This window comes from Megasphaera sp. UPII 135-E, from assembly GCF_000221545.1.
GTDB lineage: Bacteria > Bacillota > Negativicutes > Veillonellales > Megasphaeraceae > Megasphaera > Megasphaera hutchinsoni.
This window is the reverse complement of sequence record NZ_AFUG01000040.1, coordinates 30,329-49,771: the sequence shown is the minus strand read 5'-3', so window position 1 is coordinate 49,771 and position 19,443 is coordinate 30,329. Positions and strand designations below refer to the sequence as shown.

At 40.0% G+C, this 19,443-nt stretch carries 18 protein-coding genes and 1 riboswitch; of the genes, 16 read left to right on the top strand and 2 right to left on the bottom strand.

Going from position 1 to position 19,443, the window contains the following annotated elements; translation table 11 throughout:
* Positions 1-98 precede the first annotated feature (98 nt).
* Positions 99-974, bottom strand: a complete 876-nt coding sequence (locus tag HMPREF1040_RS06175; protein ID WP_036257839.1) for a phosphoribosylaminoimidazolesuccinocarboxamide synthase — start codon at positions 972-974, stop codon at positions 99-101.
* A gap of 191 nt (positions 975-1,165) precedes the next feature.
* On the opposite strand from HMPREF1040_RS06175, the gene HMPREF1040_RS06170 reads away from it, so the two are divergent.
* From HMPREF1040_RS06170 to HMPREF1040_RS06150, 5 genes are all read left to right on the top strand, one after another.
* Positions 1,166-1,639 (top strand): MarR family winged helix-turn-helix transcriptional regulator, encoded by a 474-nt coding sequence (locus HMPREF1040_RS06170; protein WP_007393051.1) that lies wholly within the window; start codon positions 1,166-1,168, stop codon positions 1,637-1,639.
* On the top strand, positions 1,626-2,717 hold the full coding sequence (locus tag HMPREF1040_RS06165; RefSeq protein WP_007393066.1) for an efflux RND transporter periplasmic adaptor subunit: 1,092 nt from the start codon (positions 1,626-1,628) through the stop codon (positions 2,715-2,717). Before HMPREF1040_RS06170 ends, HMPREF1040_RS06165 begins: the two co-directional genes overlap by 14 nt.
* Entirely contained in the window at positions 2,714-5,755 is a 3,042-nt protein-coding gene (locus tag HMPREF1040_RS06160) for an efflux RND transporter permease subunit (protein WP_007393056.1), read from the top strand. The genes HMPREF1040_RS06165 and HMPREF1040_RS06160 overlap by 4 nt, the downstream gene beginning before the upstream one ends.
* 358 nt (positions 5,756-6,113) lie before the next feature.
* A complete protein-coding gene (locus tag HMPREF1040_RS06155; RefSeq protein WP_007393045.1) occupies positions 6,114-6,974 on the top strand; it encodes a 3-hydroxybutyryl-CoA dehydrogenase in 861 nt (286 codons plus the stop codon).
* Between the two features lie 57 nt (positions 6,975-7,031).
* A complete protein-coding gene (locus HMPREF1040_RS06150) occupies positions 7,032-7,814 on the top strand; it encodes an enoyl-CoA hydratase-related protein (RefSeq protein WP_036257835.1) in 783 nt (260 codons plus the stop codon).
* 51 nt (positions 7,815-7,865) lie between these two features.
* Here the strand turns inward: HMPREF1040_RS06150 and HMPREF1040_RS06145 are convergent, their stop codons facing one another.
* Entirely contained in the window at positions 7,866-8,192 is a 327-nt protein-coding gene (locus HMPREF1040_RS06145; protein ID WP_007393062.1) for a YnfA family protein, read from the bottom strand.
* A 190-nt stretch (positions 8,193-8,382) separates the two neighbouring features.
* On the opposite strand from HMPREF1040_RS06145, the gene def reads away from it, so the two are divergent.
* The 11 genes from def to ribE all read left to right on the top strand — a co-directional run bounded on the left by def (position 8,383) and on the right by ribE (position 18,992).
* Complete coding sequence (def, locus tag HMPREF1040_RS06140) at positions 8,383-8,844, top strand: peptide deformylase (protein ID WP_007393044.1); 462 nt, start codon at positions 8,383-8,385, stop codon at positions 8,842-8,844.
* A complete protein-coding gene (gene fmt / locus HMPREF1040_RS06135; RefSeq protein ID WP_007393046.1) occupies positions 8,844-9,791 on the top strand; it encodes a methionyl-tRNA formyltransferase in 948 nt (315 codons plus the stop codon). The genes def and fmt overlap by 1 nt, the downstream gene beginning before the upstream one ends.
* Before the next feature lie 57 nt (positions 9,792-9,848).
* On the top strand, positions 9,849-11,198 hold the full coding sequence (gene rsmB, locus HMPREF1040_RS06130) for a 16S rRNA (cytosine(967)-C(5))-methyltransferase RsmB (RefSeq protein ID WP_255261337.1): 1,350 nt from the start codon (positions 9,849-9,851) through the stop codon (positions 11,196-11,198).
* Positions 11,191-12,228: a 23S rRNA (adenine(2503)-C(2))-methyltransferase RlmN gene (gene rlmN, locus HMPREF1040_RS06125; protein WP_007393057.1), complete on the top strand. Its 1,038-nt coding sequence runs from the start codon at positions 11,191-11,193 to the stop codon at positions 12,226-12,228. The genes rsmB and rlmN overlap by 8 nt, the downstream gene beginning before the upstream one ends.
* 49 nt (positions 12,229-12,277) lie before the next feature.
* Complete coding sequence (locus HMPREF1040_RS06120; RefSeq protein WP_007393059.1) at positions 12,278-12,985, top strand: Stp1/IreP family PP2C-type Ser/Thr phosphatase; 708 nt, start codon at positions 12,278-12,280, stop codon at positions 12,983-12,985.
* 10 nt (positions 12,986-12,995) lie between these two features.
* The gene (gene pknB, locus HMPREF1040_RS06115) at positions 12,996-14,918 is read left to right on the top strand and encodes a Stk1 family PASTA domain-containing Ser/Thr kinase (RefSeq protein ID WP_007393053.1); all 1,923 of its coding nucleotides are present in this window, start codon (positions 12,996-12,998) and stop codon (positions 14,916-14,918) included.
* Positions 14,902-15,795 carry a ribosome small subunit-dependent GTPase A gene (gene rsgA, locus HMPREF1040_RS06110; RefSeq protein WP_235808623.1) on the top strand — a complete coding sequence of 298 codons (894 nt, stop codon included), beginning with the start codon at positions 14,902-14,904 and terminating at the stop codon, positions 15,793-15,795. The genes pknB and rsgA overlap by 17 nt, the downstream gene beginning before the upstream one ends.
* Positions 15,792-16,445: a ribulose-phosphate 3-epimerase gene (rpe, locus tag HMPREF1040_RS06105; protein WP_007393067.1), complete on the top strand. Its 654-nt coding sequence runs from the start codon at positions 15,792-15,794 to the stop codon at positions 16,443-16,445. The genes rsgA and rpe overlap by 4 nt, the downstream gene beginning before the upstream one ends.
* 79 nt (positions 16,446-16,524) lie before the next feature.
* Positions 16,525-16,659, top strand: a riboswitch (FMN riboswitch).
* An 85-nt stretch (positions 16,660-16,744) separates the two neighbouring features.
* A complete protein-coding gene (gene ribD / locus HMPREF1040_RS06100; protein ID WP_007393069.1) occupies positions 16,745-17,881 on the top strand; it encodes a bifunctional diaminohydroxyphosphoribosylaminopyrimidine deaminase/5-amino-6-(5-phosphoribosylamino)uracil reductase RibD in 1,137 nt (378 codons plus the stop codon).
* A complete protein-coding gene (locus tag HMPREF1040_RS06095; RefSeq protein WP_007393073.1) occupies positions 17,862-18,509 on the top strand; it encodes a riboflavin synthase in 648 nt (215 codons plus the stop codon). The genes ribD and HMPREF1040_RS06095 overlap by 20 nt, the downstream gene beginning before the upstream one ends.
* A gap of 18 nt (positions 18,510-18,527) precedes the next feature.
* On the top strand, positions 18,528-18,992 hold the full coding sequence (gene ribE / locus HMPREF1040_RS06090; RefSeq protein ID WP_007393063.1) for a 6,7-dimethyl-8-ribityllumazine synthase: 465 nt from the start codon (positions 18,528-18,530) through the stop codon (positions 18,990-18,992).
* The last annotated feature ends 451 nt before the right edge of the window (positions 18,993-19,443 follow it).

The window sequence follows — 19,443 nt, the reverse complement described above, 5'->3', positions numbered from 1 at the left end:
CGCGACGTACTTTTACTAAATAAAATAAAAAAGAAAGCACTATGTGCAATGCACATAGTGCTTTCTTTTTTTTATTTATCGGTTATAAGAACTTGCCTTTATAAAGACCAAGGTGTGCCAGTAATACGTTCATACGCTTCTTTATATTTAGCTATCGTTTTATCAATAATTTCTTTTGGTAATAGATAATCATTATGGGGATTCGCTTTTAGCCAATCTCGCACAAATTGTTTATCGTAAGACGGTTGTGATTTTCCCGGTGCATAGCCATCGCAAGGCCAGAAACGAGAACTGTCGGGTGTCAACATTTCATCGCCTAAAATGATATTTCCCTGCTCATCTAAGCCGAATTCAAATTTTGTATCGGCGATAATAATACCCTTTGATAACGCATAGGCTGCACATTTTTTGTATAAGGCTAACGAATAATCGCGGATTTTTTCGGCATATAACTGCCCTTTACCAGGAAAGGTTTTTTCTAATATAGCCGCACCTTTTTCTATGGATACATTTTCATCGTGTTCACCTAATTCGGCTTTGGTACTAGGTGTAAAAATAGGTTCAGATAACTGTTGTGATTCTTGTAATCCCGCAGGTAAAGAAATACCACAAATAGTTTGATCTTTTTGATAGCTTTCCCAGCCACTACCCGTAATGTAACCACGAACGATACATTCCATTGGAATCATCGTTAACTTACGGCACTTCATACTATTTCCACGAAACATATCTTGTTGGAAAAATTCCGGCATATCCTTAGGATCGATACTTAACATATGGTTTGGAATAATATCCTTTGTGAAATCGAACCAAAATTTTGACATCTGTGTTAAGATAGCACCCTTTTCGGCGATCTTATTTTTTAGAATATGATCGAATGCAGAAATTCTATCTGTGGCGACCATGATAATAGTATCGTCTACATCATATACTTCTCGAACTTTTCCTGACTTAAATGGTTTGTACTTTTGCATGCCTATTGCCTCCATTATATTGGATTCCCCTTGAACCTCTTTATCATAGCATAAATTTTAAAAATGGTCGATATGGGTTGTAAGGGATATATTGAGTATAACGAAGATAAATTTTCTTGCATAGATATCTCCTTTTTGGTATACTTTTATTAACTTAACGTTGATTGAATCAACTTAACGGAGGTATGTAAATGAACTATTTCGAAATTGGTCATGAATTTGGCGTGATTAATAGACGGACACAGGCATATGTAACGTTAGCATGCAAGCCTTGGCATATTTCATATTCTGAGCATGTCATGTTATTAACTTTATATTCACATGATGGTTGTACACAAATTGAATTAGGAAAATTGCTAACTGCTGATAAAGCTTTAGTGGCAAGAAATGTTAAATTATTAGAAGAAAAGAAATTGATATATAGACGACAAGATTGTGAGGATTTACGTTTTAAGTATATTCACTTAACACAAAAAGCATGGGATATGCAAAGGGAAATGGAAAATATTGTAAAACGGTGGGTAACGTATTTATTACAAGGAGTTGACAAAAAGAAATTAGAGGATGCGTTAGAAACGATGAGTAGTGTGGCAAAACATGCATCGGAGGTACATATAGAAGAATTAGTATTACAAGGAAAGGAGATTCCTCATGATACACAGTAAATGGCTGCTTCGTATTGTCGTTTTTAGTGTTTTAGGTATGACACTTGTAGGATGTGGTACAAAGAAACCTGAAACAGATGTAGTTCCTTTGGTGAGTACGATAACCGTCGGCGGCGAAGATAAAGATGAGGCACAATCGGCTTATACGGGAACTGTACGTGGACGCTATGAGAGTAAATTGGCCTTTCAAGTAGGTGGAAAAATTACGGGGCAATATGTGCAAGTTGGTTCAAGGGTACGTGTAGGGCAAGTATTAATGACGTTAGATCCCCAAGATATGGCACAAGGGGTTGAACAGGCAAATGCACAAGTGACAGCAGCCGCTTCACAATGCCAATTAGCTAAAGAAAAGTATTCTCGCTTTCAGGCGTTGTATCAGCAGTCGGCGATTAGCACGCTCGCATGGGAACAAGCAAAAACGGAATATAAACAAGCACAAGCACAATATGCACAAGCAAAGGCGGCACGACAAGTACAGCAACATCGTTTGGCCTATACGCAATTGACGGCGAGTGCCGATGGTGTAGTAGCTATGGTTGCAGGTGAACCGGGGCAAGTCATTGGTGCAGGTATGCCTGTGTTAACATTGATTCATGCGGGACAAATGGAAGTTGAAATGAATGTACCGGAAAATAAAATTGGCGACTTTTTTGTAGGTAAACCAGTAGCAGTTTCGTTTTGGGCTTTACAAGAACAGCGTGTAGTTGGTCATGTTCGTGCGATTGCACCCATGGCGGATCCCCTTGCGAAAACATATATGGTGCGAATCTCCTTAGATAAGCCGCCACAGGGACTAAAGTTGGGCATGACCGCACAGGTATTTGATACGCATGCGAATGTAGGCGATAATAATACCTATAACGTACCAGTAGGGGCCATTTATCAAACAGGAAATACGCCCTATGTATGGTGTGTCACCGCAACGGGAACGGTGCAATTAAAACGCATTACGATTGTTTCTTTTGAAGATGATACGGTGCGTATACAAGGTGTTGCCAAAGGGGATGTTATCGTTAAAGCAGGTGTACAAAAATTGCATCAAGGAGAACAAGTGCGAACGGAGAGTGACCATGCATGAAAAATCTTTCAGAATTGGCGTTGAAAAATAAGGTTTTAGTATGGTACTTTATTATTCTTGTCGCGATTGCGGGCGTATTTTCGTATATGAAATTAGGGCGAATGGAAGATCCCGCATATACGGTACGGCAAATGGTCATTACGGTTGCTTGGCCAGGAGCAACGGCAACGCAAATGCAAGAACAAGTGACGGATAAGTTAGAACGACAATTGCAAGATACGAAAGGACTATCATATTTAAAAAGCTATTCTAAGTCAGGGCAAGCGGTTATTTATGTTACCCTCGATGACAAGGTGCCATCGAAAGATATTCGCAATACGTGGCATGACGTGCGAAATACAACGGAGAATATGAAACGGCAATTGCCCGAAGGGGTAGTTGGACCATTTTATAATGATCGATTTGATGATGTGTATGGATCGGTTTATGCTCTTACGGGTGATGGGTATACGTATGAGGACTTGCGTAAAAAAGGGGAACAAATTCGGAGATACTTGGTCACCATACCCGATGTGAGTGAAGTAAAGCTATTGGGGGTTCAAGATGAGCAAATAGCCGTTGAATTAGCAAATGATAAATTAGCTGCACTGGGGATTCCGCCGCAGCTTGTTGCACAGGCGATTCATTCACAAAATCAAATGACACCAGCAGGTCGTATTACAACAGCGGATCAAACGGTGTATCTGCGATTATCGGGCAATTTTGACAGTGTAGATGCAATTCGAAATGTACCCTTATATGTACAGGGAAGTACGTTTCGTTTAGGCGATATCGCTACGGTTAAACGAGGATATCCTGATCCGTTGCAACCGCAAATGTATTATAATGGTAAACCGGCGATTGGGATTGCCTTATCTATGAAAAATGGAGGCAATATTCTTACTTTAGGCACGCAGCTGAAACAATTTTCCCAATCGATTCGGAAAGAATTACCGGTAGGTATGGAATTACATCAAGTATCGGATCAGCCACAAGTGGTAAAAGAGTCTATTGCTGATTTTATCGGTACTTTACGGGAAGCTATTATTATTGTTTTGGTAGTTAGTTTTTTGAGTTTAGGTATCCGTACAGGGATGGTTGTCGCATGTTGTATACCGCTTGTCCTTGCCGGTGTATTTTGTGTGATGAAAGTTGGCGGTATCGATTTACATAAAGTTTCTTTAGGGTCATTGATTATTTCGTTAGGGTTGTTAGTCGATGATGCTATTATTGCCGTAGAAATGATGAGTGTTCAATTAGAACGAGGTAAAAACCGGATAGAAGCAGCTTGTTTCGCTTTTCGGGCAACGGCAAAACCGATGTTAACGGGAACACTAGTTACTTGTGCGGGATTTATACCTGTTGCCTTTGCGGAAGGAGCTGCTTCTGAATTTTGTCGCAGTTTATTTCCTGTTATTTTTTCTGCCTTGATTATATCGTGGATTGTTTCGGTTATGGTAGCACCTTTGTTTGGATATTACTTTATCAAGGTGAAACCACAAGAAGAAAAGAAACCATCGTATCAAACGCGATTTTACGTATTCTTTCGACAAGTTTTACAATGGTGCTTGCATCGGAGTAAAGTGGTTATTGTAGCGACACTTGGTTTATTTTTATTTTCGATCGGGTTATTGCGGTTTATTCCACAAGAATTTTTCCCGCCGTCTTTACGACCAGAAGTTATCGTTGAAATGACCTTACCAGAAGGCTCTTCTCTTGAAGCAACGAAGAACGCAGCACAACAGTTTGCGGCGGATATACAAAAGGAAAAGACCGTTCAAAATTATTCCTATTATGTGGGGGAAGGGGCTCCGCGTTTTGTTTTGACATGGGAACCTGTTTTGCCGGCTGATAATTACGCCCAATTTATTATTGTACCGAAGGATATTAAAGACCGAGAGGTGTTAACGGAAAGATGTAGGCAGATACTGCAAGAACATTTTCCCGATGTACGAGGACATGTAAAACATATTTCTATCGGACCGCCTTCGGAATACCCTGTTATGCTACGCGTTTCTGGATATGATCCGCAAAAAGTGAAGGAATACGCGGAACAAATGGCAGCACGTATTCGCATGAATCCTAATATTCCGAATGTATTTTTAAATTGGGAACAAAAAAGTAAAATTCTTTATATTGAATTGGACCATGAAAAATTACGTGCTCTTGGTATTTCTGCTCAAGATGTAGGGCAAACGCTATATACGGAACTCTCGGGAGCAACGATCGCTCAATATTATGATCAAGATAAAACGATTGGCATTCAGATGCGTTTGCAAGAACAGGATAGAAAATCCTTGCAATCGATTGATACAATTCCTATTTATACTAAGGTCGGCTATATTCCTTTAGGACAGGTAGCGAAGATATCATATGGAGCAGAAGAACCATTAATTTGGCGGAGAAACTTAAAGCCTACGGTTACGATTCAAGGCGATATTCGAGAAGGCACAGCGAATGATGCAACGCAAAAAGCGTATGATGCTATTGCAGGAATTCGTAACAGCATGCCCTTTGGCTATGATGTAGAAGTTGCTGGCGATTTAGAAAATAGTCAACAATCATTGCATTACTTACTAGGTCCTATACCACTCATGATCATTATCATTATTACCTTATTAATGTTCCAATTACGGAATGTGGGTGATATGATTTTAACCCTTGTGACGGCTCCGTTAGGAATCATCGGTGTTAGTTTTGGAATGCTTATCAGTGGTAAGCCTATGGGCTTTGTAGCTTATTTAGGTATATTGGCGTTGTCAGGGATGATTATTCGGAACTCCGTTATTTTGATCGATCAAATTAAGCAGCATATTGCCCGTGGTGAAGATCCGTGGCATGCTGTCATTGATTCGGCGATTTTACGTTTTAGACCGATTATGCTGACGGCAGCAGCAGCTATTCTGGGCATGATACCACTTATGCGGAGTATTTTTTGGGGCCCTATGGCAGTTGCTATTGCGTCAGGTTTGTTTGTTGCTACTATCTTGACATTAGTTGTATTACCGGTTATGTATGTGGTGTGGCATAAGATAACACCACCAGATGATACTATATAAATGTAGTTATAAATAAAAACCATACTAGAAGAAAGGCACATTTCTTTTGGTATGGTTTTATTATGCAAAAAAAGAGGGGGGCGATAACATATAACGAAAGTTCATAATGTAACGTAGTATAAGAACTATATGATATTCAAAAATAGTGAAGTATGCTAAAAATGAACTTGACATAAACGAATAACACTAAAAAGCATAGAAAAATAAAAAAAAAGTATTTTTTAGTAGATTTTTTAAGGGAAGATGATATACTTATACATGTAAGAAGTGCATCTTAGAAAAATTAGTACAAAAGACGTGATATTTTTTTTATAAAATAAAGTGAAAAAAATCACGCTACACAAAAGGAGGAACTATCATGTTTTGTAAAAAAGTTATGGTCATTGGTGCAGGTACGATGGGATCGGGAATTGCACAAGTATTTGCTACACATGGATGCGAAGTTATTTTGAATGACATCAAAGAAGAATTTATTGCTGGCGGTAAGGCTAAAATTGATAAATCGCTAACAAAATTAGTTGTCAAAGGCAAGATGACACAAGAAGATAAAGATGCTGCTATGGGACGGATTCAAGGTATTGTAACAAGAACGGCAGAAAACTTGAAAGATGTAGATCTAGTAGTGGAAGCAGCTGTGGAAAATATGAAAATTAAGGCAGAAATCTTTAAGGAATTAGATGAATTTTGCCCACCTCATGCTATTTTAGCTAGTAATACATCTTCCCTTGCTATTACGCAAATAGGAGCGGCAACAAAACGCCCGGATAAGGTAATTGGCATGCATTTCTTTAACCCTGCACCAGTTATGAAGTTATTAGAAATTATTAACGGGATTGCTACATCGGCTGAAACATATGACAAGATTGCAACATGTGCAACCGAATTAGGGAAAACACCCGTGAAAGTATCGGACTTCCCTGGCTTTGCAGGCAATCGTATCGTTATTCCAATGTTAAACGAAGCGATTCAAGCATTGATGGATAGCGTTGCTTCCGTAGAAGATATTGATGCGGTATGCAAATTAGGATTTAATCATCCGATGGGACCACTCGCATTGTGCGATTTAATTGGGAATGATGTTGTTCTTCACATTATGGAAGTATTGTATGAAGGTTTTGGTGATCCGAAATATCGTCCATGCCCATTATTGAGAAAATATGTAAATGCTGGTTATTTAGGACAAAAAACGGGTAAAGGTTTTTACGATTATAAGAAATAAGCAGCATGCAATCAAATATTTTCGTTTGACAAGCGAGATATAAAGGAGGAAAGAATGATGGAATATAAGAACATTCTTTATGTGATAGAAAATGGGATTGCCATTGTGAAGATTAATCGTCCGAAAGCATTAAATGCCTTGAATGCGGAAACGGTGAGGGAATTAAACAATCTGATGCAGGATATTTCGGTCGATAAGACAGTAAAGGTAGTTGTTATTACAGGTGAAGGTGATAAATCCTTTGTAGCTGGTGCAGACATTAAAGAAATGTCAACGAAAAATGCTGTTGAAGGACGTGCATTTGGACAAATTGGACAAGATGCATTTACGTTTATTGAAAATATGTCCCAACCTGTAATTGCTGCCGTAAATGGCTTCTGCTTAGGTGGTGGATGCGAATTAGCTTGTGCTTGCGATATTCGTTATGCTTCTGATAATGCTAAATTCGGTCAACCTGAAGTTACCCTGGGGATTACGCCAGGCTTTGGCGGCACGCAACGCTTGCCACGGGTTATTGCCAAGGGGCCGGCAAAAGAAATTTTGTATACAGGTCAATTAATTGATGCACAAGAAGCGTTAAGACTCGGCTTAGTAAATAAAGTTTTACCGCAAGAAGAATTGATGGATGCAGTTTTAAAATTAGCAAATAAAATTGCTAAGAATGCACCGATTGCGGTACAGTTGACGAAAGCGGCCGTAAATAGAGGCATTAATTGCGATGTTATTACGGGTATTTCCTATGAAGCAGAAGTATTTGGTCTTTGCTTCTCAACGGACGATCAAAAAGAAGGTATGGGTGCGTTTGTTGAAAAAAGAAAACCAACTTTTACGGGAAAATAATAGAAGTAGCTATAAAAAAGCTTCGGACATATAGTCCGAAGCTTTTTTCTTTTAACCGCGTGGTGCATACATGATAATAAATACGCCAATTAAGACGATAAGTGAACCGATAATATCAAATAGATCAGGGCGAATACCATCAATTAACCAGCCCCATAATAAAGAAAGAACAATAAATATACCCCCATAGGCGGCATAGATTTTGCCAAAATTTCCCTGTGGTTGTAAGGTGGGAATAATTCCGTATATGATTAGAATGATGGCACCGCTTAGGGCGTACCAGATACTTTTCTCATCGCGTAGATACAGCCAAATACAATAGCCTCCACCGATTTCACAAATACCGGCGAGTATAAAATAGAGGATAGATATAAGCATACTATATTCCTTTTGTGCTAATATTCAATATGTAAATAATCATTATAATATATTTTAGTAAAAATAATTATAATTTTCAATGAATAACATGAATGTTGTTTTGATATAAAAAAAACTATCCCTTTAAGGTCTTTTAATGGTATGATAAGATAAATAACAGAAAGGCAAGTAGATAATGGGGGGAAGTGTTATGGCAAAATTACCGATTATAGAAGCCGGTAGTCCTGTATTAAAGGCACAGGCAAAACCAGTTCCAACAATTACAAAACATATAAAAAAATTATTAGATGATATGGCTGAAACTATGTATGCAGCCAATGGCGTGGGCTTAGCGGCACCACAAATAAATGAATCGTTACAACTCGTGGTCTTAGATGATGGCAATGGGTTAATTGAATTAATCAATCCGGAAATTTTGGAAACATCAACGGAGATGGAAGAAGATATTGAAGGATGCCTGAGCGTACCGGGTTATTATGGTACGGTAAAACGATATTCAAAAATTAAAGTGAAATCATTAAATCGTAAAGGCAAAGTCGTTTATTACGAGCCGGAACATTTTTTAGCACGAATTTTTCAACATGAAATTGATCATTTAAAAGGCACGTTATTTATTGAAAAAGCAGAAAACATACGGAAGGTGACAGAATAATGAAATCCTTACGCATAGTATTTATGGGAACGCCTGATTTTGCAGTACCGGCTTTACAAGCATTGGTGCAGGCAACCTATGATGTGGTTGCCGTATATACGCAGCCTGATAAAGAAAGAGGAAGAGGTAAACAAATTACTTATTCTCCTGTTAAAGCACAAGCACAGCAACTTGGTATTCCCGTATATCAACCTACGACATTGCGGGAGATAGCGGTACAAGAGGAGCTAAGCACATTAAAGCCTGATTTAATTGTCGTAATTGCGTATGGAAAAATATTACCGAAAGCGGTTTTGACGATACCTACCTATGGCTGTATGAATGTTCATGCATCATTATTACCGGCCTATCGAGGGGCGGCACCGATTCAATATGCCATTAAAGATGGTGTCACACAAAGCGGTGTTACGATTATGCAGATGGACGAAGGTTTGGATACGGGTGATATTTTAATACAGAGGCGATATACCCTAGCTCCTAAAGAAACAACGGGGTCCTTGTTTGACAAATTATCAGAATTAGGTGCGTCAGCTTTACTCGAAGTACTAGGAAAGATAGAAACATATCAACATCAGGCCATACGGCAAGACGAAAAAGAAGCATCGTATACCGCTAAAATTGAAAAGAAACAAGCCATGCTGGATTGGCGTGAAGATGCAGTACAATTAGAGCGGTGGATACGTACGTTAGATCCGCATCCAGGAGCCTATACGTTATGGCAACAAAAACGCCTGAAAATTTGGTCGGCCACGGTAGTCGAGGGGCAAGATGTTATGCCAGGCACGATTATTGCTGTTACGAAAACAGCATTTGTCGTACAAACGGGCAGGGGGGCATTGCAAATTGATGTAGTGCAACCAGAAAGTCGTAAGCGTATGACGACGGCACAGTTTTTACAAGGGAATGAGATGACCATCGGTGATTCTTTGGCAGTGCCGACAGTATAGATAAAGTGGGGCAGGACTGTAGTCGGTGCTGTCCTACTTTTATGTATGATGAAAAGGATGGAGAGAGTATTGAATATACGGGAATTAGCATTACGCAGTTTATTGACGATTATTAAGGATAAAGGATATAGTACGATTGTCGTATCTCAGGCGATTAAAAAATATAAGCTTGCCGATCGAGATCGGCGATTTTATACGGATTTAGTATATGGTACCTTGCGTCATATGATGATACTAGAACGAGCTATGAGGAAACTTAGTTCTCGTCCCATAGAAAAATTAGATCCGTTGTGTCGCGTTATTCTGCGTATGGGACTGTATCAATTACAATATATGGACAAGGTGCCTCCTTCTGCTGCCTGTAATGAAGCAGTCAAATTGGCTCGTTCCTTAGGCAACGAAGGTATGGCTAAGTTTGTTAATGCTATATTACGCTCTGCTTTGCGACAACCACAAGTCTTTGCCTTGCCGAAGAAAGAAGACGACCCGATTTTATATTTAGCACTATCTTATCATCAGCAAGAATGGTTCGTGCGGTGGTGTTGTGAACGTTTCGGCATGAAAGAAACAGAGGACTTATGTGCTTATTTTGATAAGGTTCCCGAACTCTGTTTACGCTTGCAAACAAATCGTATTAGTATTGTCGAAGGCATGCAAATACTCGATCAAGCAGGCATTTCGTATCGTAAGGGAAAAGTTGTTCCTGAATGTATCTATATTACGACTTCACAGGCTATTGAGAGCATTCCTTTATTACGCGAAGGAAAAGCGCTCATACAAGATGAGGCGTCACAGTTGGTAGCTCATATTGTGGATCCCCAACCAGGCGAGATAATCGTTGATGCTTGTGCTGCTCCTGGAGGTAAAACGACACATTTAGCTACCTTAGGCGGTAAAACCGCTATCGTCTATGGATGTGATATATATACGCATAAATTAAAATTAATCGAAGAAAATGCTTCTCGTTTAGGACTAGCGAATATTCGCACCATTCAGCAAGATGCACGGCAGTTAGGACAGCAATTTCTCGCTAAAGCTGATCGCGTATTGGTAGATGCACCTTGTTCGGGCTTGGGGATTTTACGGCATAAATTAGATTTACGGTGGCGTAAAGAAGAAAAAGACACAAGAATATTACCGGCTTTGCAAAAACAAATCTTAGAAGGGGCTTCGGTTTGTGTCAAAGATGGCGGTCTTTTAGTATATAGTACCTGTACGATGAATCCCGCTGAAAACCAAGACGTAGTTCAATATTTTTTACAACGTCATCCTGAATTTACCCTTGAACCGATTGCACTTACGGCGGGTTTAACGAAAAAAGGCCCATGTGTAGAAATAGTACCACCCTATGATGGGATGGATGGTTTTTTTATTGCGAAATTAAGAAAGGACAAGGGGCATGATTGATCTTTTAAGCTTAACCTTGGCAGAATTACAACAAGTATTAGCATCTTATGGTATGCCAGCCTTTCGGGCAAAACAAATTTTTCATTACGTCTATCAACAATTTGTGTTTCAGTGGGATCAGATGACCTTATTGCCAAAAAAAGATCGCATAGTGTTGCAGGAAAAGTTGCGTATTTTCATACCTCCTGTCCTTTCAACGTTAGCATCAGAGGATGGGACAACGATCAAATTGCTTCTTTCCTTGCAAGACGGTCATACTGTAGAAACTGTATTGATGCGACATGATTACGGAAATGCTATATGTTTATCCACGCAGGTAGGGTGTGCCGTTAATTGCTCCTTTTGTGCTTCCGCTAAAAATGGGTTCATTCGCAATTTGACCGTTGGTGAAATGACTGCACAATTATTGGTCTTTCGTGCTTATGTGACACCCGAGTTGCATTCTATTGTCTTGATGGGAACGGGTGAACCTTTGCTAAATTATGATGCGGTACTTGCATTTTTGCGACATATTCACGAAAAAGAAACGTTTTATTTAGGCTATCGAAATATGACTCTTTCTACATCAGGAATTGTGCCTAAAATGTACGATTTGGCGAAAGAAAATATACCGTTGAATTTAGCCATTTCATTACATGCTCCAAACGATGTGTTGCGCCGGACGATTATGCCGATTGCCGATGTGTATCCCCTTGAGGATATATTGAAAGCAGCAGACTATTATTTTTCGGAAACCCACCGGAAAGTTACATTTGAATATATTCTTATTCGTGACGTTAATTGTACGACCGCTTGTGCAACGGAGTTAGTTCGTTTATTTGCTCGTAAAAATGTCTTGATTAATGCGATCCCTATTAACGATAACTACGATGTGGGGTTATATCGACCGACTACAAAAATGATGCAGAGATTCGTGCGGATCGTCAAGAACGGTGGCATTTCGATTACGCTACGGCGAGAAATGGGCAGTGAAATTCAAGCTGCGTGTGGACAACTGCGTATTCAAAGAGAAAAAGTTGACAGCATATAAAGAATGTGATATGAATTATTTATATTGCTGGTAGAAGGGACGTGAAAGCTTGAAAGCATTTGGTGCATCTCAAATAGGGCTAGTACGTAGCGTGAATGAAGACGCATATTACATTAGTTCGAAGCATGATGTAATGGTCGTTGCGGATGGTATGGGCGGCTATGTTGGCGGCGAAATTGCCAGTCGTACGGCCGTAAATGCGGTAGCATATTATTGTGACCAAATGAAGCATTCGGACACCCTTTCATTGCAGCGAGCTATGCAGTATGCGAATGCCTGTGTTTGGAGTAAAACCTTAATCGATCCATCGTTAAAAGGAATGGGAACGACATTAACGATGGTATGTGTGCAAAAACAGCATGTGTATTGGGGACACATGGGAGACAGTCGGTTATACTATTGGCATGACGGAGCGCTCATACAAATAACGTCTGATCACACGTGGATTCAATGCTTGTTAGCAAAAAAGGAAATTACTATAGCGGAAGCTAAGGTACATCCGCGTCGACATGTATTGACACGGGCCATCGGTGTCGATGAAGACATTACCCCTGATACGGGAGATATATTGGTAACACCAGGTGATCGTATGTTATTATGCACTGATGGTGTAACGGCTTATATTGCGGATGAAGAAATGGCCACCTTATTAGGAACACCAGAAATGGATGAACAAACTATCGTACAAACGTTGTTAGAACGTGTGTATGCACATGGTGCAGAAGACAATGTGACAGCGATTGTACTGACCATATAATGAGGATATTATGATGAAAGCGGTGGAAGGGCAAACAATGGTAGGTCATACGTTAGCAAACAGATATCATATATTGGAAACCGTTGGTACGGGTGGTATGGCTGTCGTATACAAGGCACGCGATATATTATTAGATAGAATTGTAGCGGTAAAAATATTACATGCAAAGTATGGAAATGACCATGATTTTGTAGTGCGATTTCGGCAAGAGGCACAGTCAGCAGCGAAATTATCTCATCCTAATATTGTCAATATTTATGATGTTGGCAAAGATGAAGGCATTCATTATATTGTGATGGAATTTGTGCGTGGTGAAACGCTAAAAGAATATATTGAAAAACATGGGCATTTACCTATTAATACAGCGATCCAAATCACTTTTGATATTGGCGGTGCGTTAGAAAATGCACATAATAATGGTTTGGTACATTGTGATATTAAACCTCATAATATTTTAGTGACGGAAACAGGTCGAATCAAAGTTGCCGATTTTGGTATTGCTCGTGCGATTAATTCGAGTGCTACCATGAAAGAAGATAGCCAAGTGTTAGGATCCGTGCATTATTTTTCACCTGAACAAGCGTCAGGGGGAACTTTAGATGAACGGACGGATATCTATTCGTTAGGCGTAGTTATGTACGAAATGATGACAGGTGTCGTTCCCTTTGAAGGTGATACGGCCATTAGTGTGGCCTTACAACATGTACAGGACGATATTCCGTTACCGACAAAATATAATCGCCGTATTCCGCTCTTGGTAGAACGGTGCATGCTGAAAGCGATGGCAAAAAATCCAGCCGATCGCTTTCAATCAGTTGCTGAAATGATGTCGGAATTGCGACTTTCTCAAGGGTTTGTCAACTCGAATAAAGGAGCGATGCCACTTATTAAGAAAAATTTTGAAGCACCGAAGTTGCAGGTTGAACGAGACGTATCAGAAGAACCTGCAACAGGTATGATTAATCATTTTTTAGATGCGTTGAGTAGACATTCAAAAAAATCTATTGTGTTGGCAATGATTGGTGTTTTTATCATTGCATTTTCATGGGCTTTTTTTTCTTTTGGGAATTTTTGGAGTCCCACTGATATTGTTGTACCTGATGTGACAGGTAAACAAATTGAAATTGCTCGTACTATGTTAATGGATAAAAATTTATCTGTATCTATTAAAGAGGTTGATAGTAGCGATGTTCCTATCGGGGAAGTCATCACTCAAAATCCGTCAGGAGGTTCTGTGGTTAAAGCCAATCGTACGATTTATTTAACTGTTAGCCGGGGAAGTCAAGGGGATACCGTGTTGGTGCCTAATTTATGTGGATTGACCCTTGATGAGGCGGCTCGTAAGTTAAAAGCCGTAGGACTTTCGATTGGCACGGTTACATATGTTGATTCGGATAAAGAGGATGGGAAAATTGTTAGCCATACGCCAAATTCTCCTGATAAAGTAGCGAAGAATACAACGATAGATGTGGTGGTTAGTCGGTTGGTTAAAAATGAAGCACAAACTCTGTTGCCAACGCTTACGGGGATGCCCCTTGATGCAGCAGTTCATCTGTTAAAACATGCTGGTTTTACCGTAGGACAAATAGAGAAATTAAATGAAGCGTCGTCACAAAAACAAGCCATCGTACGTTCTTATGTGGTAGGTCAAGATAAAAAAACGGTAGATTTACAAGTGGAATATGTAGGAGATGACGGGGAAGAAGAAGAAAGTGCCAGTTCCATTCATTATGGGAGTGTAAATATTCATTTGCCCAAAAATATTGATACACCTCATGTTCAAATCGTGGTGAGTGATGAAAAAGGACAACGAACGGTATATGATAAGATGCATAATGCAGGCGATACCTTTACTAAGACTGTGAGTGGTACAGGAAAAATGCGAGTAAAAGTACTGGTTAACGGAGCGGTTATTAATGAACAAAATGTATGAATGTAGTTCGGAAAAGCAAACGGGACGAGTTATTAAAAATTATAATGGTTATTACTATGTCGATTTAAGTGAACCGACCTTACGTGAATGTCGTCGACGAGGTAAAGTGAAACATAAAATTCTCGTAGGCGATGAGGTGGAAGTCATGGCGACAGATCATGGAAAGGGATTAATTGAAGCGGTTTTGCCACGGCAAAACGAATTACGTCGTCCAGCCGTAGCGAATATTGATCAGATCGTCATGGTGTTGGCGGCCCAATCGCCTGATCCCGATTATTTTTTAACGGATAAATTACTGTTGACTTGTGCATATCATCATATTTCCCCGCTTTTATGTATGAATAAAAGCGAATTACAACGTGAGGTTGCACAAGCATACTGTCAGCATTATACGCAGTGTGGGTATAAAACCTTAGCCGTATCAGCTCATACGGGGGAAGGGATAGACTTGTTGCGTTCGTATTTACAAGGAAAGATCACCGCTTTTTCAGGCCCTTCTGGTGTTGGTAAATCAAGCTTACTTACGTTGCTTCTAGGTAAAGAGCTGGCTACGGGTGCAGTAAGTGAAAAAATTCGCCGTGGACGCCATACGACACGGCATGCAGAAATGTTGTGCATGGACGCCCATACGTATGTCGTTGACACGCCTGGCTTTGCGGCCATTGAATTGGAACCGTTAAAAGTAGCGAAACTAGCACTCTTGTTTCCTGAATTTAAACCTTATGTCGGCCAATGTCGCTTTCCCTCCTGTGTACATGTGCATGAACCAGATTGTGCTATCAAAGAGGCTAAAGAACGCGGTGAGATTAGTGAAACCCGTTATATGACATATTGTAAATTATTACATGAAATAAAAGAAAGGAAGTCATTTGTATGATTACCGTTTGCCCATCTATTTTATCGGCTGATTTTTCTCACTTGGCCGAAGAAATTAAAGATGTAGAAGAGAAAGGAGCAGGATGTTTACACCTTGATCTCATGGATGGACATTTTGTACCAAATTTAACATTTGGTGTGCCTATCGTAAAAGCCATCCGTAAAGAAACATCCTTGCCGTTTGATGCTCATCTCATGGTAGAGCATCCTGAAGCCTATATAGATGAATTGGTTGCTGCGGGTGTTCGATATATTACGGTCCATCAAGAAGCATGTGTTCATTTGGATCGCGTCATTCAACATATTCATGAAGCAGGTGCAAAAGCAGGGGTGGCGTTAAATCCGGCTACTCCCGTACAGTCCTTGTCTTGTGTTGCTTCTTCGCTTGATTTAATCCTCATCATGAGTGTTAATCCAGGTTTTGGCGGACAATCCTTTATTCCCTATGCTTTAGATAAAATTAAGGAAGCCAAGTGCTTATTACAACAGGTGGGAAATGAACAGGCGGTAGTACAAGTTGACGGCGGGGTAAATGCAAAAACGGCTCGTGCCGTAAAAGAGGCAGGGGCTACTTTTTTAGTCGCTGGTAGTGCTATTTTTAATGCGTTTAATCGAGCAGAAGTGATTAATATGTTGAAAGAAGAACTATAAGCCATACGTATATTTCTTATAGAGAAGTCTTGTCATGTTTTTTTGCATGTGCTAAAATTATACATAGATAAATATATACAATAGTCTTTGAGGCAAGGTGCGAAAGTTCGCTTTCAATTCCTGACCGGCGGTAATAGTCCGCAACCCTTTTTTTAGAGGTTGAGCCGATGTAATTTCGGTACCGACAGTATAGTCTGGATGGAAAAAGACCCGTTTTTCGTATGCACTCAAAAGGCTGTGGAAGGTAATCCATGGTCTTTTTTATATGCCTAAAAGTCGTATTAGGAGAGGATGAAGCAGTGGAAGATGTAGAATATATGAAAAAAGCCTTACAACTGGCAGCATTAGCCCGAGGTTATACGACACCTAATCCGGTTGTAGGGTGTGTCATCGTAAAAGATGGCAAGATTGTTGGTACTGGTTATCATCAAAAAGCCGGTACGCCGCATGCAGAAGTATGGGCGTTAGAAGAAGCTGGAGATGCTGCCGCAGGGGCAACGGTGTATGTTACGTTAGAACCGTGTGCCCATTATGGTAGAACGCCTCCGTGTGCGAGAACATTGGTCAAGCACAAGGTAAGCAAAGTAGTTATTGCCATGCTTGATCCGAATCCACTTGTCGCTGGTAAAGGTGCTGCTATTCTACGTCAAGCGGGGATTGCCGTAGAGGTAGGCTTATTATCACAGGAAGCGGCTTATTTAAATGAAGTATTTATTAAAAATATGCTTACACAGATGCCGTTTATTGCAATCAAGTTGGCCCAAAGTCTAGATGGCTGCATTGCGACCAAAACAGGGCATTCTCAATGGATTACGAATACATGGTCCCGTCAACAAGGTCATTATTTGCGATCTATTTATGACGGTATTGTTGTGGGGATTAATACGGTTTTAGCAGATAATCCCTTGTTAACTTGTCGGATCAAACGCGAAGGTGGCAAAGCACCGCATCAACCCGTTCGCATCATCCTCGATTCACAAGGGCGTACACCTTGTACGAGCTTAGTAGTGACCGATAAGACGGCACAAACGATCATTGTGACGACCCAACGTTGTGCACAAGAACGGCGTGAAGCCCTCGAAAAAGCGGGTGTACGCGTATTGGTTGCACCGATGCAAGATGGCAAGCGGGTAGATTTAGCAAAAGCATTGACGTTATTGTATCAAGAAGGTATTCGCAGTTTGCTTGTCGAAGGGGGCAGCACGATACACGGTAGCTTTTTTGATGCACAACTTTTTGATAAAGTGCATGTTTTTTTGGGAAATTCCGTTATTGGCGGTACACAGGCCTTACATGCTGTAGCAGGGGAAGGCGTAATGAATTTATCGGAGTGTGTGCCGCTTGTATATCAATCTGTAGAAATTCATGACAACAATGTCTATATACAAGCATATAATCAGCGAAGGGAGGCCGACTATGTTCACTGGAATCGTTGAGGAAACGGGAAAAATAGGTGCAATGGTACGAAAACCAGACTCGATTGTTTTAAAAATTGAGGCAAAAAACGTCTTAGAAGGCACTCAATTAGGGGATAGCATTGCTGTAAATGGAGTTTGCTTGACCGTGACTGAATTAGCACCAGGTTCTTTTTGGGCGGATGTTATGCATGAAACGATGCGTCGTTCCTCTTTAGCAGAACTTACAACGGGCAGCTTAGTGAATTTAGAGCGAGCCGTTCCCGTAGGAGGGCGTTTAGGTGGGCATATCGTCAGTGGTCATATTGATGCGACTGGACATATTATGCGGATACAGCGAGATGGCATAGCAAAGGTGATTACTATTGCGATTCCAGCAGAAACCGCTCGTTTTATTATCGAAAAAGGATCTATTACGATTGATGGCATTAGTTTGACGGTCACCTTTGTGGGGACAAACCAATTTTCCGTATCCATTATTCCACATACGATGGAGCATACGACCTTATTACAAAAGCCGGTAGGAAGTACGGTAAATATCGAAACCGATATGATTGGTAAATATATTTATCGCTTTTTAACAGATAAACCGAAAGAGATAAAAAAGAATACCTTGTCGTTAGAAACATTATTACAACAGGGATTCTAATTAAAAGGAGTGGGTACATTGGTACAAATTAAAGAAGGTAAATTATTAGGGCAAGGATCAAAATATGGAATTGTCGTAGCACGGTTTAACGAATTTATTAGCAGTAAATTGCTAAGTGGTGCTTATGATGCGCTACAACGACATGGGGTTCAAGATAGTGATATTACGACCGCTTGGGTGCCAGGTGCATTTGAAATTCCATTAGTAGCACAAACGATGGCTGCTTCTAAAAAATATGATGCGATTATTTGTTTAGGTGCGGTTATTCGCGGTGCGACGAGTCATTATGATTTGGTGTGCAATGAAGCAGCTAAAGGGATTGCACAAGCATCTTTAAAAACAGGTGTTCCCATCATGTTTGGTATTGTTACGACAGAAAGCATTGAACAAGCGGTAGAACGGGCAGGCACTAAGGCAGGTAACAAGGGATTTGATGTCGCTTGTGGTGCTATTGAAATGGTAAATTTATTAAAAAATTTATAAATAAGAAACAGAGGTTACTTTTTAGGTGACTTCAGTTAAGCATGTAATTCCTTAAAAATTATCGGCGTAATTGGTAGTGATACTGATTGCGCCGATTTTTATTTATGGAGCAGAATATTAACGGTATCTAGGAATTTTGCCTACAACGGTGCGAATGATCTTTGTATCAATTTACATTTAGAGAGAGGTAGAATTGGGAGATATTAAATAACGTATTTACGGTGAGCATACTAGTATCAGTATGCGTAAGCTAACGTATTAGGCGGTGATTACTATATTACTTTTTATCATCGTACTTTTATTAAAAACAAGAGCATAAAAACCGTATAAATTTATAAAAATAAAAAATACTGACCAATTGACCGTTGCGGTGTGTTGCTTGTCAGATATCCTATGGTATGCGGAATGGTGTCAAAAAAGTGGAGATATAAAAGGAATAAAAGGATAGGAA

Excerpts from the sequence above, each read along its gene's own strand:
- HMPREF1040_RS06175 (WP_036257839.1), bottom strand. The coding sequence starts at position 974 with ATGCAAAAGTACAAACCATTTAAGTCAGGAAAAGTTCGAGAAGTATAT.
- HMPREF1040_RS06170 (WP_007393051.1), top strand. The coding sequence starts at position 1,166 with ATGAACTATTTCGAAATTGGTCATGAATTTGGCGTGATTAATAGACGG.
- HMPREF1040_RS06165 (WP_007393066.1), top strand. The coding sequence starts at position 1,626 with ATGATACACAGTAAATGGCTGCTTCGTATTGTCGTTTTTAGTGTTTTA.
- HMPREF1040_RS06160 (WP_007393056.1), top strand. The coding sequence starts at position 2,714 with ATGAAAAATCTTTCAGAATTGGCGTTGAAAAATAAGGTTTTAGTATGG.
- HMPREF1040_RS06155 (WP_007393045.1), top strand. The coding sequence starts at position 6,114 with ATGTTTTGTAAAAAAGTTATGGTCATTGGTGCAGGTACGATGGGATCG.
- HMPREF1040_RS06150 (WP_036257835.1), top strand. The coding sequence starts at position 7,032 with ATGGAATATAAGAACATTCTTTATGTGATAGAAAATGGGATTGCCATT.
- HMPREF1040_RS06145 (WP_007393062.1), bottom strand. The coding sequence starts at position 8,192 with ATGCTTATATCTATCCTCTATTTTATACTCGCCGGTATTTGTGAAATC.
- def (WP_007393044.1), top strand. The coding sequence starts at position 8,383 with ATGGCAAAATTACCGATTATAGAAGCCGGTAGTCCTGTATTAAAGGCA.
- fmt (WP_007393046.1), top strand. The coding sequence starts at position 8,844 with ATGAAATCCTTACGCATAGTATTTATGGGAACGCCTGATTTTGCAGTA.
- rsmB (WP_255261337.1), top strand. The coding sequence starts at position 9,849 with ATGGAGAGAGTATTGAATATACGGGAATTAGCATTACGCAGTTTATTG.
- rlmN (WP_007393057.1), top strand. The coding sequence starts at position 11,191 with ATGATTGATCTTTTAAGCTTAACCTTGGCAGAATTACAACAAGTATTA.
- pknB (WP_007393053.1), top strand. The coding sequence starts at position 12,996 with ATGATGAAAGCGGTGGAAGGGCAAACAATGGTAGGTCATACGTTAGCA.
- rsgA (WP_235808623.1), top strand. The coding sequence starts at position 14,902 with ATGAACAAAATGTATGAATGTAGTTCGGAAAAGCAAACGGGACGAGTT.
- rpe (WP_007393067.1), top strand. The coding sequence starts at position 15,792 with ATGATTACCGTTTGCCCATCTATTTTATCGGCTGATTTTTCTCACTTG.
- HMPREF1040_RS06095 (WP_007393073.1), top strand. The coding sequence starts at position 17,862 with ATGTTCACTGGAATCGTTGAGGAAACGGGAAAAATAGGTGCAATGGTA.